Raw genomic sequence first — 14604 nt, forward strand, 5'->3', positions numbered from 1 at the left:
TAGTTGAAAATCTAAGTGATGAATAACAAATACTCAACAAGAAAATTGCAAGTGAAAATAACTGAAAGAGTAAAAACATATAGTCAACAGGGTTTTCGAGATAGGTTTCTTGAGAATGATATTGCCAAAGACTTTCTTTTTAAGTCAAAATCAGAACAATTCTTTTGCTTAAAATTAGAAGAAATTAATCAACTCAAATTTCCTGTACCACCATCCAAACACATTTCTCACACTTTACTATTTATTATTTCGGGAACCCACAAAATAAAGATTGGGTTCGAGGAATATACTACCCAATCTAATGAGATTATAGTAGTTCCAGCAGGTCAAATTTTTTCAATAGAATCGATACCCATTGACTTAAAGGGGTTTATTTGTCAGTTTCACCCTGATATTCTAATTGGAAAATATGGGAATTTAGAAATGATAAATGATTTTAATTTTTTAAAAATAGGGGGAAATCCAAAACCTTGTTTTCCAGATAAGGAATCTCAGTTTATCCTACAGTTATTACATCGGTTACAGATTGAATATACAGAATCAGGTATCACAAATTTGGATATTTTACAGCCATATTTGATTGCTTTACTTTGTGAGATTAATAAAAATGCTTTAAAAGCAGCTAAAAAAGGGACAGCTGCTACCGTGCTAACATCTAAATTTAAAGAACTCATTTATGCTAATATTAATCAACAGCATCAGGTTGATTATTATGCTTCAATACTTAATGTGTCTCCAAATCATCTAAACAAATCAATAAAATCGGTAACAGATAAGTCGCCTACAAAATGGATTGAAGAGACCATTTTATTAGAAGCCAAATATTTGTTATACCAAACTAATCTGAGTATCAGTGAAATTGCCATGCGGGTTGGTCATTATGATCAGTCTTATTTTAGTAGAATTTTCAAAAAAAACGAAGGTATATCTCCAATTCAGTTTCGTAAAAGGATTGATAAGTCCTAATTATTGATTATGGAATCCTACTATCCTATCGGGTAATTATTGAAATTTGCAGGCCTAAAATAAGCCAAATAATGATTTATATTTTTAAAACATCAGTAGACACAAAATTAAAATTTGAAGAGGCAACGGTTATGCTTAATAGGCTTTTACCAAATACTATCTGGAATTTTGACCTTGAAGATTGCGATAATATTTTAAGAATTGATTGCAAAACCGAATTTTTGGAATCGATATTAAATAATGGCATTTTTGACTGTATAGAATTAGAAGGTTAATCACATTTGAACAAAAATCTGCAACAACGTACTATTATGGATCTCTTACTTCACCAAAACAAAACATTTGAAAATATTGATTATTCAGAACAAAAAATAACGAATAGTGAATATTTTAAGTGTGAATTTATAAACTGTAACTTTTCAAAAAGTGATTTAAGTCATAATGATTTTATGGAGTGTAGTTTTCAAAACTGTAATTTCTCCTTAGCAATACTTAATAACACTGGGTTAAAAAGCATTAAATTTATTGGATGTAAATTAATGGGTTTGGATTTTACAATTTGTAATAACTTCTTGTTTTCAATGAGCTTTGAAGGTTGTATTCTGGACTATTCTACTTTTTTTCAAAAGAAAATGAAAAAGACAAATTTTATGGATTGTTCCTTACAAAATGTAGATTTTTCAAATGCCGATTTAACGATGGCTTTGTTTAAAAACGGTGACCTCTCGGGCGCTATTTTTGCAGGGACAAATCTTGAAAAAGCAGATTTTCGTACTGCTAAAAATTATTCTTTTGACCCAGGAGAAAATAAAATGAAGAGAGCAAAATTTTCAAAATCTCAGCTTGCGGGTTTATTAGATAAATTCGATCTTGATCTTGAATAATTAGTTCTACTATTAATAAAAAAAGTTTGCTTTACGCAAACTTTTTTTATTAAATGGAGATAAAAACGAGTTTCTAAACATCATCAAAATCGATATAAATATTTTCTGAAGTAGGATGAGCTTGACATGTCAATATCAATCCACTTGCAATTTCTTTATCTGTTAAAATGGAGTTTTTTGTCATTTCAGCAGTTCCTACAGTAACTCGTGCCAAACAGCTGCTACAAATACCGCCTTGGCAAGAATAAGGAGCATCAATCCCTTGTTTTAAGGAAGCCTCAAGTATGGTTTGTTTTTGCGACATTTCAAAAGTAGTTTCTTCATCATCTACCATTACAGTAATTTTTGAATGTCCTTCTAATGATTCTGTAATTACATTTTCATGGGTAGAAGTAGTGAAAAGCTCATATTTTATGGCTGATTCTTTTACATTTTTCTCTTTTAAGACATTTGAAACGGTTTCAATCATTGCTTCTGGCCCACACAAATAAAACTTGTCAAATTCCAGTTCCTTGTGTTTATTGTTTAAAACAAAATTGACTACTGATTTGTCTATACGACCAAACAAGGCATGATCAGCTTTGGCTTGACTGTATACATAATGTACAAATAAGCGACTCACATATTGTAAATGGAGGTCATGCAATTCCTGATGAAAGATCGTTTCTTCAGGTGATTTATTCCCATAAACCAAAACAAATGAACTTTTAGGTTCGCTCTTTAATACCGACTTTAAAATTGATAGTGCAGGTGTAATTCCACTTCCCGACACGAAAGCCACATAGTTTTTTTGACGATCTGCTTGGGGTTCAAATGTGAATTTTCCTTCTGGTTTTCCTACTTCAAGTACATCTCCCGCTTTTAGTTTTGTGTTGGCAAATTGAGAAAAAGCACCGTTTTTAACTGCTTTCACTGCAATTCGTAAATCACCACTTTCAGGGGATGAACATATAGAATAGGCACGACGAATTTCTTGGCCGTCTAATGTTAGTTTCAAGTTAACATATTGTCCAGCAACAAATTTATAGTTTGGTTTTAATTCTTCGGGAACATTAAAAAGTATCGAAACGGCAGCAGCGGTTTCGCGTTTTACTTCTTTTATAATTAATTTTAAAAAGGATGGCATAGGATAATTTTTTTACAAAAATAGGAAACGGTAAATAAATGGAAGATATTAATTGAGGATTATTTTAGTAAGACGGTAACTTTTCATTATTTTTATCTACTTACTATTAAACGAAATATAAAAACGACATGTTCAAGCATTTTATAAATTTAGAATTGAAAGCCTTTTTTCGATCGGCAAGTGTTGGAAAAAGTATTGGATTGAAAATTTTAATGGGGTTTTTGGTTGTCTATTTTCTACTTGTTTTTCTTGTTTTGGGAATTGCATTGTATCCTATTCTAGAGAAAAGTTTCCCTGACCAAAAACCATTAGTCATAGTTAATAGTTTTGTTGTTTTTTGGTTGTTTTTTGAATTGGTACTTCGCTTTTTTATGCAAAGTTTACCTGTAATGAACATCAAGCCGTTACTTGTTTTGCCAATTAAAAAACAATCGGTGATTCATTTCGTATTACTTAAAAGTTTGACTTCAATTTATAACATTTTTCCATTGTTAGTCATTATCCCTTTTGGAGTGTACAATATTACCAAGGGGAATTACAATGCACTAAATATGATTGTATGGATGGTTTCAATGTATGTTTTGGCTTTAGTGGTTAATTATTCTAATTTTTTAATCAAAAAGAAATTCGCTGAAAACATCATCGCCTTTCTTCCATTTGTGGCAATAGGGCTTGTGTTCTTTGGTCTAGATTATTATGGTGCTTTTAAAATCAGTACTGTATCGGGGATTCTTTTAAATGGATTAGTAGTGCAGCCACTATTCGTGCTTGTTCCAATACTGATTTTAGTAGGATTGTATTTTCTAAATTTCAACTACTTAAAAACTAATTTTTATCTGGACAGCTCTTTACAGTCCAAAGTAGAAGAAGCAAAAACGTCTGATTTAACTTGGACGAAACGTTTTGGTGATATAGCGCCATTCTTAGCATTGGATCTAAAAATGATTTGGAGAAATAAAAGGCCTAAAACGGTGATTTGGATCTCGTTAATCTTTCTGGCTTATGGCATGTTGATTTATACCAATCCACATTACAAAGATACACCAGCGTTTTTTGTTGTGGTAGGAGTTTTAATGACAGGTGTTTTTATGCTTAATTTTGGGCAATTTGTGCCGTCATGGGATAGTAATTATTACGGAATGATGATGTCACAAAACATTCCTATGAAACAATACTTAGCATCAAAAGCGGGATTAATGTCGGTTTCAGTAATTGTATTAGCAGTTTTAAGTACGCCCTATCTTTATTTTGGTTGGAATGTATTAGCAATAAATCTGTCTTGTGCTGTTTATAATTTAGGGGTAAACATCCCCATTTTATTATTTGCAGGATCCTATAATAAAAAAAGAATTGATCTCGAGAAAAGTCCTTTCATGAATTACCAGGGAACTGGAGCAACGCAATGGATTGTTGGCCTGCCATTAATGTTGTTTCCTGCATTGATTTTCTTTGCTTTTTATAAATTAGTCAATGTAGAAAGTGCAACAGTTGCTATTGCGACATTAGGTATTATTGGTTTGGTTTTTAGAAGTTTTATTTTAAGTAAAATCGCCGATGGGTACACCAAGAGAAAATACGAAACCATTAGCGGATTCAAACAACAAGAAAATTAGTATTGCTAACTTTGGACTGGAATAACAAATAAGAAAAAGATGATACAAGTAAATAATATTTCAAAAAAATATAACGGAACTACAGTTTTAAAAATTGACATTCTTGAAATTCCCAAAGGACAAAGTTTAGGTTTAGTAGGGAATAATGGAGCTGGTAAAACGACTTTTTTTAGTTTACTACTCGATTTAATTAGACCTACAACGGGTACAATTGTTAACAATGAAATTCAGGTTAATACTAGCGAATCTTGGAAGCCTTTTACGGCTGCATTTATTGACGAAAGTTTCTTGATTGGGTATCTAACTCCCGAAGAATATTTTTACTTTATAGGCGATTTGCGCGGACAAAATAAAGCCGACATTGATGCGTTGTTAACCAAATATGAGGAGTTTTTTAATGGAGAAATTCTAAATAATAAAAAGTATTTACGCGATTTGTCCAAAGGGAATCAGAAAAAAGTAGGGATTATAGCCACTCTTATTGGAAATCCCAAAGTAGTAATTCTAGACGAGCCTTTCGCAAATTTAGATCCGACAACGGTAAACAGATTAAAAAAAGTGATAAAAGAACTGGCTCAAGATCCAGAGACAACCATTTTAGTTTCTAGTCACGATTTGCAACATACCGTTGAGGTTTGTGATAGAATTGTTGCTTTAAATAAAGGAGAAATTGTTAAAGATATTCAAACATCTGGAGAGACACTTCAAGAGTTAGAAGCGTTTTTTGCCGTTTAAAATATATTTTTCAGGGCATGACCACGCCAAAAAAAGCGTGGTCGGGCTTTCATTCTCAATCTTTTTTATTTTAAAAAAATAAAATAAAAAAGGATTTCCACTACATCCCTCATGCAGCATCGCTCAAATAACTACATATAATTTTCACTTTCTCAAAAAGAAACGTATTTTTACCAGTCACTATACTAAAAAGCTTTTTTAAAAGTTTAATGATAAAAACGTTTGCCATTGAAAACTAATATATTTAAATATTCAATTCCTGTAGGATTTTTGGTTTTTTTGGTAGCTTGTTCTACCAAAAAGGATAGTTTTTTGTCTAGAAATTCCCACGCTTTGAGCACGAAATACAATATTTTATACAATGGGCAAATTGGTTTAGATAAAGGAGTTGAAGGGATTAAATCTAAAAGTACAGATGATTTTTGGAAGCGTTTGCCAATCGAAAGAATGCAAATAGGCGATGATCCTACAAGCACTGAAAAAACTAAAAATGCAGATTTTGAATTGGCGGAAACCAAAGCTACCAAAGCAATTCAAAAACATTCCATGAATATTGATGGAAGAGAAAGAAATTACCAAGTGGACGAAGCCTATTTATTACTTGGAAAATCAAGGTATTACGATCAAAGGTTTATCCCAGCCTTAGACGCTTTCAATTATATTTTATACAAATACCCAACAAGTAGTAGAATTTACGAAGCTAAAATATGGCGTGAAAAAACCAACATGCGTTTAGGTAATGACGCCGTTGTTGTAAAAAACATGACCAAACTGCTGAAAGAACAAAAACTTAAAAAGCAAGTTCTGGCCGATGCAAATGCATTGCTATCCGAAGCATTTCTAAATCTTGAAGAAAGAGACAGTGCTGTTGCTAAACTAAAATTGGCTGTAGATTATACCAAAAACAATAATGAAAGAGCGAGATATCGTTTTATTCTAGGTCAGTTATACGAAGAATTGGGGAAAAAAGACAGTGCTATTTACAGTTATGAGTCAGTTATAAAAATGAATAGAAAATCCGAAAGGAAATATGTCATTCAAGCACATGCTAGAAAAGCGCAGTTATTCGATTATGAAAAGGGAGACTCTACTGCTTTTTTAAAAACCTATAATAAATTAATTGCTGATCGAGAAAACCGACCTTTTCTGGATGTCTTATACTATCAAAAAGGGGTTTTTTATGATAAAAACAACAATAAAAAACAAGCCTTGCAATTTTATAACCGTTCTCTAAAAAATGCTAAAACAGATCAATATTTAATTGCTTCAAATTATAGAAATATTGGAAATGTGCATTTTAAAAGTGCGGAATATGCTACTGCAGCAAAATATTATGATAGTACTTTAGTAAAAATGCAACCTAAAACTAGAGAGTTTATCCATATAAGTAAAATTAGAAAAGATTTAGATGATGTCATTTTATATGAAGCCATTGCCATGCAAAACGATAGTATCCTTCATGTTGTTTCTTTGTCTGGACCAGATAGAATAACCTACTTCGAGAATTATATTGTTAAGTTAAAAGCAGCTGATGATGTCAAAAGACTTTTAGAAGAAAAAGAAAAAGAAAAACAAGAAAATATTGCAAGAAACAGTTCAGCGGGACCAGTTAACAATGCAATTTCTACTCAAAACCCAGGAGCGCCAACACGAAAATCTTCTCTTGCACCACCTACTATGGCCTCTAGTACTGCAGCTACAAGTGTATTTTACTTTTATAATCCTTCAACTGTTTCATTTGGAAAAGTAGAGTTTAAAAAACTATGGGGAGAAAGAAGTTCAAAAGGAAATTGGAGGTTGTCAGAAGCTGTAGCAAATACAATTTCTAATGACACTTTGAACTCTGGTGTTTCAGTAGCTGATAAAAAAGAAACAGAAGCTGATAAAATAATTCCACAATACACAACCGATTTTTATTTAAAACAATTGCCTACTGCACAAATAGCAATTGATAGCATTGCTAAAGAACGCAATACGGCTTATTATCAGTTGGGAGTAATTTATAAAGAAAAATTTAAAGAGTACGAACTAGCCACCAACAGGCTAGAGCAATTATTGCAAAATAATCCTGAGGAGAAACTCATTCTCCCAACGATGTATAATTTATATAAAATTTACCAAATCACGAATAGCGGCAAGGCGGAATCGATGAAAAGCAAGATAAATGGGCAGTTTCCTAATTCTCGTTATGCACAAATAATTAATAATACAAATCAGGAGGAGACTTCACAAGAAGGAAGTCCTGATGCTGTGTATGAAAAATTATATTCCTTATATGGACAGGAACAATTTACAACTGTTTTAGAACAGGTAAACATCGCTATTACTCAATTTCCAGGTGATGAAATTCTTCCTAAATTAGAATTATTAAGAGCCAATACAATAGGGAAACTAAGAGGCTTACTTGCCTATAAAAATGCATTACAATATGTAGCAGATACCTATTCGAATACTGAAGAAGGAAAAAAAGCGCAGGATGTTTTAACGAATCAAATTCCGCTTTTAGAAAAAATTGATTTTGGAACAGTAGAAACTAAGAACTGGAAAATAGTGTATAAAGTTGCTTCTAGGGAAGCCGAAAATACAAAAAGCATAGAAGAAAAAATAAAAAAATTCATTGCCAATTTAAATCCAAGACTTACCTATTCGTATGATGTCTATACGGAAAATGAAAGTTTTATAGTGATTCATGGTATGTATAGTCAAACCGAAGGGCAAAACGTGATTGATCAATTAAAAGAAAACAAAGAATATAAAATAGTAGATCCGGCAATACTAATTTCTAATGAAAATTATAAAGTGATTCAAATTAAGAAAAATCTTAATGACTATTTAGTTGCAAAAAAATAAAGAATATGTTTAATAAGAAACCAAAGCCTTATACTGAACTTTTAGGAAAAACGAATAGAATTGTTGAAGGAACAATTATTAAAGGCGATATTATTTCACAGGCCGATTTTCGTTTAGATGGTGAGTTGACCGGGAATTTTCATTCTACTGGAAAATTAGTTATTGGGCCAACAGGCAGTGTTGTGGGTGATATCAGTTGTAACAATGCCGATATAGAAGGAAAAGTTAATGGAAACATTCAAGTTACTGAGGTGCTCAATGTTAAGTTAAAAGCAAGTATTCATGGCGAAGTTACTGTAGGTAAGTTATCTGTGGAACCTGGAGCTGATTTCAGTGCTTCTTGTATAATGAAATCTGATGTAGAAAAATTGATGATTACTGATGGACAAGAAACCCAACAAAAAACAAGCTAGTAAGTGGTTAGCACTTATTAATATTCCCATTCAAATGGGAGTTATTATTTTCCTTTTTGCTTATTCGGGAAATTGGCTTGACGAAAACTACCCCAGCCCAAAAGTGTATTACAATAAAATCTTAGTGATGGTAGGAGTTGTTTTGGCATTATACAATGTAATCAGGCAAGTGAATGAGATTAATAAGTCGCAATAATTGATTTCAAAGAATAGATAATAGTAATTAATATTTAACATAGGTTATTTGTGATAAATTTAATTTAAAATAACTTTGCTACTTACTGTCTTCGGGGCACAAATGAAATCCAATGAATTTTAAAAGTTACAAGCCTTTATTGTTTTTAACAATCTTGGCGGGAATAGGTTATTTGCTTCATAAGCTTATTTTTAGTTATCTAAATATTAATGATAATGCCTTTCTATATTCAATAGAGTTTCTGTATTTATTTTATTACAGCTTATCGTTTATTGTTTTTATTATTTTAATAAAAGTAAAAGAACGAAGTTTTGATAATGTAGGAATGTCATTTCTTTTGAGTACAAGTGTAAAAATGATTTTTTGTTATCTAATTTTAAAACCTATCTTGCAGATAAAAATTTACGACAACACAATAGAGAAAATTAATTTTTTTATGACATTTGTTCTCTTTTTAGCAATAGAGACCCTTTTAACGATACGAATATTAAACGAAAAACAGTAATTGGATATAAAGAGGACATAATTAGAAAAAATAAATTTTTATATTCTTTTGAATATTAATAAAAAATGTACCTTTGCACCAAATTTTAGAAACGTAAAAAATTAAGATATTTAACAGTTATGGTGATTTCAAACAAACCACTTAGATTTATAATAGCAACTTTAGTAGCGTGTCTTCCTTTAATGAGTTTTGCAAATCCAGAAGTGGATTCAGTAAAAGTTAAGACCGAAATGACTCACGAAGTAACGGAACAAACACATGAAGGAGCTCATGCTGAACCAACAGATGTAAAATCTAAGATTAAAGCATTTATAGGTCATCACGTGTTAGATTCTCACGACTTCACTTTCTTTTCTGACGAAGTAGAAGGGAAGCATTACGGATTTTCTTTGCCAGTTATTCTTTGGGATAATGGATTACACGTTTTTTCTTCTTCTGAATTCGAACATGGAGAAGCAGTAGCGGAGTCAAACGGAAACTTTTATAAAATCAACCACCACGATGGTAAGATTTACAAAGTAGATTCGGCTGATGGTAAAATAACTGAAAACGAAGAAACAGGTTTCCCTGCTAATGTTCGTCCAATTGACTTTTCAATTACAAAAACAGTTTTGTCTATAATGATTGCTTCATTAATCATGTTTTTGATTTTTGCTGGTTTGGCAAAATCATATGCTAAAAATAAAGGAATTGCTTCTGGAGTTGGAAGAATATTTGAACCAGTCGTATTGTATATTCGTGATGAAATTGCAATCCCTAATATTGGAGAAAAGCACTATAAGAAATACATGAGTTATTTATTGACTATCTTTTTCTTTGTATTGTTCTTAAACATATTTGGTTTGATGCCATTTGGAATTAATGTAACAGGTAATTTAACTATTACTTTTGCATTAGCGATAATGACATTCTTAATCACAAACCTTACTGCTAATAAAAATTACTGGGGACACATTTTCTGGATGCCAGGAGTGCCTAAAGTAATGCGTATCGTATTAGCTCCAATTGAGTTGTTAGGAGTATTTATTAAGCCATTTTCATTAATGATACGTTTGTATGCAAATATCTTTGCAGGACACATTGTATTGATGAGTATTATTGGTTTAATGTTTATTTTTAAAAGCTGGTTAGGAAGTAGTTTGTCTTTTGGATTGTCATTTGTACTTTCTATTCTTGAGATATTAGTAGCTTTTTTACAAGCCTATATTTTCACCATGTTATCTGCATTGTACTTTGGTTCAGCTGTAGAAGAGCATCATCATGAGGAAGCTCATCATTAATGGGTTAACCGTTTAGCTGTTTATTTGTTTAAATCGATTAACCGATTAAACAAATAACCGATTAAACAAAAAAATTGAATGTTTAATTTTTAATATATATATTATGCAAATTCCAACTATTGTAGGAGCAGGATTAATTGTAATCGGAGCAGGTTTAGGTATTGGTAGAATTGGTGGTTCAGCAATGGACGCTATTGCTCGTCAACCAGAAGCTTCTGGAAAAATCCAAACAGCTATGCTTATTGCAGCTGCACTTATTGAAGGTATTGGTTTCGCTGCGTTATTCGCTGCTTAATTAAAATCAAAAAAACAATAGTTACAACGGTTGGTTGTAACTATTGTTTTAAATTAAAACATTACAAATTGCCTTTGAGCAATAAAAAAGATAATTTAAAATTTATAATTATATATAATGGATAAGTTAATAAATCAGTTTGAGTTAGGTTTGTTCGTTTGGCAAGTATTAATATTTGTTGGATTAATATTCTTATTGAAAAAATTCGCTTGGAAACCAATTCTTGATGCAGTAAATGATAGAGAAGAAGGAATCAAAAATGCTTTACTTTCTGCTGAAAATGCTAGAAAAGAAATGCAAAACCTTCAAGCTGACAACCAACGTATTTTACAAGAAGCAAGATTAGAGCGTGACAACATGCTTAAAGATGCGCGTGAAATGAAAGAGAAAATGGTTGCTGATGCAAAAAATGAAGCGCAAGTTCAAGGATTGAAAATGATCGAACAAGCTAAAGCAGCAATTGAAAGTGAAAAAAATGCAGCGATGGCTGAGTTGAAACTTCAAGTTTCTACTTTATCATTGAATATTGCAGAAAAATTATTGAAAGACGAATTATCTAACAAAGAAGCTCAAACTAAATTAGTAGAGAAAATGTTAGGTGACGTAAAGCTAAACTAATATTATGGCAAGTACAAGAGCAGCAATTCGTTATGCAAAAGCAATTCTAGAGATCGCAGAATCTAAAGGAGTAGCAAAAGCAGTTAGTGATGATATGAATTCTATAGCTTCAACTATAAATGGAAATGTAGAATTGAGCACTTTTATTCAAAACCCAACTTTAAGAGTAGAGGTTAAAGAAAATGCCTTATTGGAAGTTTTTGCAAATACTAATGGTGTGACTAAGAGTTTATTTCATTTGTTGTTTGAAAACAAAAGATTTGAAATTCTAGAAGCAGTAGCAGTAGAATACAATGTTTTGTTTGATATTATGAATGGTGTTGAAGTAGCTAAGGTTACCACAGCTATTCCTATGGATGCAGCATTAGAAGCTAAAGTTTTAGCTAAAATAGCTTCTTTATCTGATAAGAAAATTACAATTGAAAATACAGTAGATGCTTCAATCATTGGAGGGTTTATTTTAAGAATAGGTGACAAGCAGTACAATGCTTCTGTTGCTAACAGATTACAAGTATTAAAAAGAGAATTAAGTAACTAGTTTTATTGCACATTTAAGTGTCTAAATTATAAATTAAGATGGCGGAAATCAAACCTGCTGAAATTTCAGCAATATTAAGAAAGCAAGTAGAAGGTTTTGAATCTGGCGCAACGCTAGAGGAAGTAGGAACCGTACTTCAAGTTGGAGATGGTATTGCTCGTGTTTACGGGCTTTCTAATGTTCAATACGGTGAGTTAGTAGAATTCGACAATGGCTTAGAAGCGATTGTATTGAATCTTGAAGAAGACAATGTTGGGGTGGTACTTTTAGGACCATCAACAGGAATCAAAGAAGGTTCTACAGCTAAAAGAACACAACGTATCGCTTCTCTTAAAGTAGGTGAGCAAATGGTAGGACGTGTAGTAAACACTCTTGGTTTTCCAATTGATGGAAAAGGACCAATTGGTGGAGACTTATACGAAATGCCTTTGGAAAGAAAAGCTCCAGGAGTTATCTTCCGTCAACCAGTTACTGAGCCATTACAAACAGGAGTAAAAGCAGTAGATGCTATGATCCCAGTTGGTCGTGGGCAACGTGAGCTAGTTATTGGTGACCGTCAAACAGGTAAATCGACTGTTTGTATCGATACTATCTTAAATCAAAAAGAATTTTACGATGCAGGAAAACCTGTATTTTGTATATATGTTGCAATTGGACAAAAAGCGTCAACTGTAGCAGGAATTGCAAAAATGTTAGAAGAAAAAGGAGCAATGGCATATACCATTATTGTTGCTGCTAATGCTTCTGATCCAGCTCCAATGCAAGTGTACGCTCCTTTCGCAGGTGCTGCAATTGGAGAATACTTTAGAGATTCAGGTCGTCCAGCTTTAATTGTTTATGATGATTTATCTAAACAAGCTGTTGCTTACCGTGAGGTTTCTCTTTTATTAAGAAGACCACCGGGACGTGAGGCATATCCTGGAGACGTTTTTTACTTACACAGTCGTTTATTAGAGCGTGCTTGTAAAGTAATTGCTGATGATGGAATTGCTAAAAACATGAACGATTTACCAGATTCATTGAAATCTATCGTTAAAGGTGGTGGTTCATTGACTGCTTTACCTATTATCGAAACTCAAGCTGGTGACGTTTCTGCATATATCCCAACAAACGTAATTTCGATTACTGATGGTCAAATTTTCTTAGATGGAGATTTGTTTAACTCTGGAGTTCGTCCGGCAATTAACGTAGGTATTTCTGTATCTCGTGTTGGAGGTAATGCTCAAATTAAATCAATGAAAAAAGTAGCAGGTACTTTGAAACTAGATCAAGCACAATTCCGTGAATTGGAAGCGTTTGCTAAATTTGGTTCAGACTTAGATGCAGTTACTTTAAACGTAATTGAAAAAGGTAGAAGAAACGTTGAAATCTTGAAACAAGGTTTGAATGATCCTTATACTGTTGAAGACCAAGTGGCAATTATCTATGCTGGTTCTAAAAACTTATTGAGAAATGTTCCTGTAAATAAAGTAAAAGAATTTGAGAAAGATTTCTTAGAATTCTTGAACACTAAACACAGAGCAACTCTTGATGCTTTAAAAGCAGGGAAGTTAACAGACGAAATTACTGATGTAATTCAATCTGTAGCTAAAGAAGTTTCAGCAAAATATAACTAGAAGTTATTTTAAGTTTTGAATTTTAAATTATGAAAAGTCAGTCTTTTTGTAATTTAAAATTTAAAATTTATAATTCAAAATAGAAAAAAATAAATGGCAAATTTAAAGGAAATCCGTAATAGAATTACTTCCGTTTCATCTACGATGCAAATTACATCAGCGATGAAAATGGTTTCTGCAGCAAAGCTAAAGAAAGCACAAGATGCAATTACAGCAATGCGCCCTTATGCCGAAAAATTAACGGAATTATTACAAAACCTTTCTGCTACACTTGAAGGTGATGCAGGAGGAGAGTTTACTACACAACGTGAAGTAAAAAAAGTATTACTAGTTGCTATTACTTCTAATAGAGGTTTATGTGGTGCATTTAATACAAACGTAATTAAAGGTGCTAAAAGTCGTGCTGCTTTTTATGAAGGTAAACAAGTAGATGTTTTTGCAATTGGTAAAAAAGGAAACGATGTATTAACTAAAACAAATTCAGTTGTTGCTAACGAAAGTGCAGTATATGACAACTTAACATTTGATAATGTAGCTGCAATTGCAGATACATTAACCCAAAAATTTGTTTCAGGTGAATATGATAAAATCGAATTGATTTACAATCAGTTTAAAAATGCTGCAACTCAAATCGTTCAAACAGAACAATTTTTACCGTTAGCACCAATTAAATCTGATTTAACAGTTTCAACAGGAGATTATATCTTTGAACCTTCAAAAGAAGAAATTGTATTGACTTTGATTCCTAAATCATTGAAAACGCAATTGTATAAAGGAATTCGTGATTCATTTGCTTCTGAGCATGGAGCGCGTATGACTGCGATGCACAAAGCAACTGATAATGCAACTGAATTGAGAAATCAATTGAAATTAACATACAATAAAGCGCGTCAAGCTGCTATTACTAATGAGATCCTTGAGATTGTTGGTGGGGCAGAAGCTTTAAAAGGGTAAGAATAATTTTATCTT

General features: G+C 32.1%; 15 protein-coding genes. 14 read left to right on the forward strand and 1 reads right to left on the reverse strand.

The window, feature by feature from the left end; genetic code table 11:
* Positions 1 to 18: 18 nt before the first annotated feature.
* The 3 genes from AB3G33_RS04265 (at position 19) to AB3G33_RS04275 (ending at position 1850) form a co-directional block, all read left to right on the forward strand.
* A complete protein-coding gene (locus tag AB3G33_RS04265) occupies positions 19 to 966 on the forward strand; it encodes a helix-turn-helix domain-containing protein (protein WP_367772884.1) in 948 nt (315 codons plus the stop codon).
* 71 nt (positions 967 to 1037) lie between these two features.
* On the forward strand, positions 1038 to 1241 hold the full coding sequence (locus AB3G33_RS04270) for a hypothetical protein (protein WP_367772885.1): 204 nt from the start codon (positions 1038 to 1040) through the stop codon (positions 1239 to 1241).
* A 36-nt stretch (positions 1242 to 1277) separates the two neighbouring features.
* A complete protein-coding gene (locus AB3G33_RS04275) occupies positions 1278 to 1850 on the forward strand; it encodes a pentapeptide repeat-containing protein (RefSeq protein ID WP_367772888.1) in 573 nt (190 codons plus the stop codon).
* 73 nt (positions 1851 to 1923) lie between these two features.
* Here AB3G33_RS04275 and AB3G33_RS04280 read toward each other — a convergent pair whose 3' ends face one another.
* A complete protein-coding gene (locus AB3G33_RS04280) occupies positions 1924 to 2976 on the reverse strand; it encodes a 2Fe-2S iron-sulfur cluster-binding protein (protein WP_367772889.1) in 1053 nt (350 codons plus the stop codon).
* A gap of 128 nt (positions 2977 to 3104) precedes the next feature.
* Here AB3G33_RS04280 and AB3G33_RS04285 point away from each other — a divergent pair, with 128 nt between their 5' ends.
* The 11 genes from AB3G33_RS04285 to atpG all read left to right on the forward strand — a co-directional run bounded on the left by AB3G33_RS04285 (position 3105) and on the right by atpG (position 14589).
* A complete protein-coding gene (locus tag AB3G33_RS04285) occupies positions 3105 to 4589 on the forward strand; it encodes a DUF5687 family protein (protein ID WP_367772891.1) in 1485 nt (494 codons plus the stop codon).
* A 39-nt stretch (positions 4590 to 4628) separates the two neighbouring features.
* Positions 4629 to 5324 (forward strand): ABC transporter ATP-binding protein, encoded by a 696-nt coding sequence (locus tag AB3G33_RS04290; RefSeq protein ID WP_367772893.1) that lies wholly within the window; start codon positions 4629 to 4631, stop codon positions 5322 to 5324.
* A gap of 228 nt (positions 5325 to 5552) precedes the next feature.
* Entirely contained in the window at positions 5553 to 8174 is a 2622-nt protein-coding gene (locus AB3G33_RS04295; RefSeq protein WP_367772895.1) for a tetratricopeptide repeat protein, read from the forward strand.
* Between the two features lie 5 nt (positions 8175 to 8179).
* A complete protein-coding gene (locus tag AB3G33_RS04300) occupies positions 8180 to 8587 on the forward strand; it encodes a polymer-forming cytoskeletal protein (RefSeq protein WP_367756357.1) in 408 nt (135 codons plus the stop codon).
* Positions 8556 to 8783: an AtpZ/AtpI family protein gene (locus AB3G33_RS04305; protein WP_367756359.1), complete on the forward strand. Its 228-nt coding sequence runs from the start codon at positions 8556 to 8558 to the stop codon at positions 8781 to 8783. Before AB3G33_RS04300 ends, AB3G33_RS04305 begins: the two co-directional genes overlap by 32 nt.
* Positions 8784 to 9407: 624 nt before the next feature.
* Positions 9408 to 10568, forward strand: coding sequence for a F0F1 ATP synthase subunit A (gene atpB / locus AB3G33_RS04310; RefSeq protein WP_367772897.1), 1161 nt, complete (start codon positions 9408 to 9410; stop codon positions 10566 to 10568).
* Positions 10569 to 10671: 103 nt separating this feature from the next.
* Positions 10672 to 10863: an ATP synthase F0 subunit C gene (atpE, locus tag AB3G33_RS04315; RefSeq protein ID WP_077374818.1), complete on the forward strand. Its 192-nt coding sequence runs from the start codon at positions 10672 to 10674 to the stop codon at positions 10861 to 10863.
* Between the two features lie 117 nt (positions 10864 to 10980).
* Complete coding sequence (locus AB3G33_RS04320) at positions 10981 to 11481, forward strand: F0F1 ATP synthase subunit B (protein ID WP_367756363.1); 501 nt, start codon at positions 10981 to 10983, stop codon at positions 11479 to 11481.
* Positions 11482 to 11485: 4 nt separating this feature from the next.
* Positions 11486 to 12019 (forward strand): ATP synthase F1 subunit delta, encoded by a 534-nt coding sequence (gene atpH, locus AB3G33_RS04325; protein ID WP_367772899.1) that lies wholly within the window; start codon positions 11486 to 11488, stop codon positions 12017 to 12019.
* A gap of 38 nt (positions 12020 to 12057) precedes the next feature.
* Positions 12058 to 13635: a F0F1 ATP synthase subunit alpha gene (gene atpA / locus AB3G33_RS04330; protein ID WP_367772901.1), complete on the forward strand. Its 1578-nt coding sequence runs from the start codon at positions 12058 to 12060 to the stop codon at positions 13633 to 13635.
* 93 nt (positions 13636 to 13728) lie between these two features.
* Positions 13729 to 14589: an ATP synthase F1 subunit gamma gene (gene atpG / locus AB3G33_RS04335; protein ID WP_367772903.1), complete on the forward strand. Its 861-nt coding sequence runs from the start codon at positions 13729 to 13731 to the stop codon at positions 14587 to 14589.
* Positions 14590 to 14604: the final 15 nt, after the last annotated feature.

The organism is Flavobacterium sp. WC2421, assembly GCF_040822115.1.
In the GTDB taxonomy this organism is placed as follows: domain Bacteria; phylum Bacteroidota; class Bacteroidia; order Flavobacteriales; family Flavobacteriaceae; genus Flavobacterium.

Coding starts and splice junctions, on each gene's coding strand:
- AB3G33_RS04265 (WP_367772884.1), top strand. CDS start 19: ATGAATAACAAATACTCAACAAGAAAATTGCAAGTGAAAATAACTGAA.
- AB3G33_RS04270 (WP_367772885.1), top strand. CDS start 1,038: ATGATTTATATTTTTAAAACATCAGTAGACACAAAATTAAAATTTGAA.
- AB3G33_RS04275 (WP_367772888.1), top strand. CDS start 1,278: ATGGATCTCTTACTTCACCAAAACAAAACATTTGAAAATATTGATTAT.
- AB3G33_RS04280 (WP_367772889.1), bottom strand. CDS start 2,976: ATGCCATCCTTTTTAAAATTAATTATAAAAGAAGTAAAACGCGAAACC.
- AB3G33_RS04285 (WP_367772891.1), top strand. CDS start 3,105: ATGTTCAAGCATTTTATAAATTTAGAATTGAAAGCCTTTTTTCGATCG.
- AB3G33_RS04290 (WP_367772893.1), top strand. CDS start 4,629: ATGATACAAGTAAATAATATTTCAAAAAAATATAACGGAACTACAGTT.
- AB3G33_RS04300 (WP_367756357.1), top strand. CDS start 8,180: ATGTTTAATAAGAAACCAAAGCCTTATACTGAACTTTTAGGAAAAACG.
- AB3G33_RS04305 (WP_367756359.1), top strand. CDS start 8,556: ATGGACAAGAAACCCAACAAAAAACAAGCTAGTAAGTGGTTAGCACTT.
- atpB (WP_367772897.1), top strand. CDS start 9,408: ATGGTGATTTCAAACAAACCACTTAGATTTATAATAGCAACTTTAGTA.
- atpE (WP_077374818.1), top strand. CDS start 10,672: ATGCAAATTCCAACTATTGTAGGAGCAGGATTAATTGTAATCGGAGCA.
- AB3G33_RS04320 (WP_367756363.1), top strand. CDS start 10,981: ATGGATAAGTTAATAAATCAGTTTGAGTTAGGTTTGTTCGTTTGGCAA.
- atpH (WP_367772899.1), top strand. CDS start 11,486: ATGGCAAGTACAAGAGCAGCAATTCGTTATGCAAAAGCAATTCTAGAG.
- atpA (WP_367772901.1), top strand. CDS start 12,058: ATGGCGGAAATCAAACCTGCTGAAATTTCAGCAATATTAAGAAAGCAA.
- atpG (WP_367772903.1), top strand. CDS start 13,729: ATGGCAAATTTAAAGGAAATCCGTAATAGAATTACTTCCGTTTCATCT.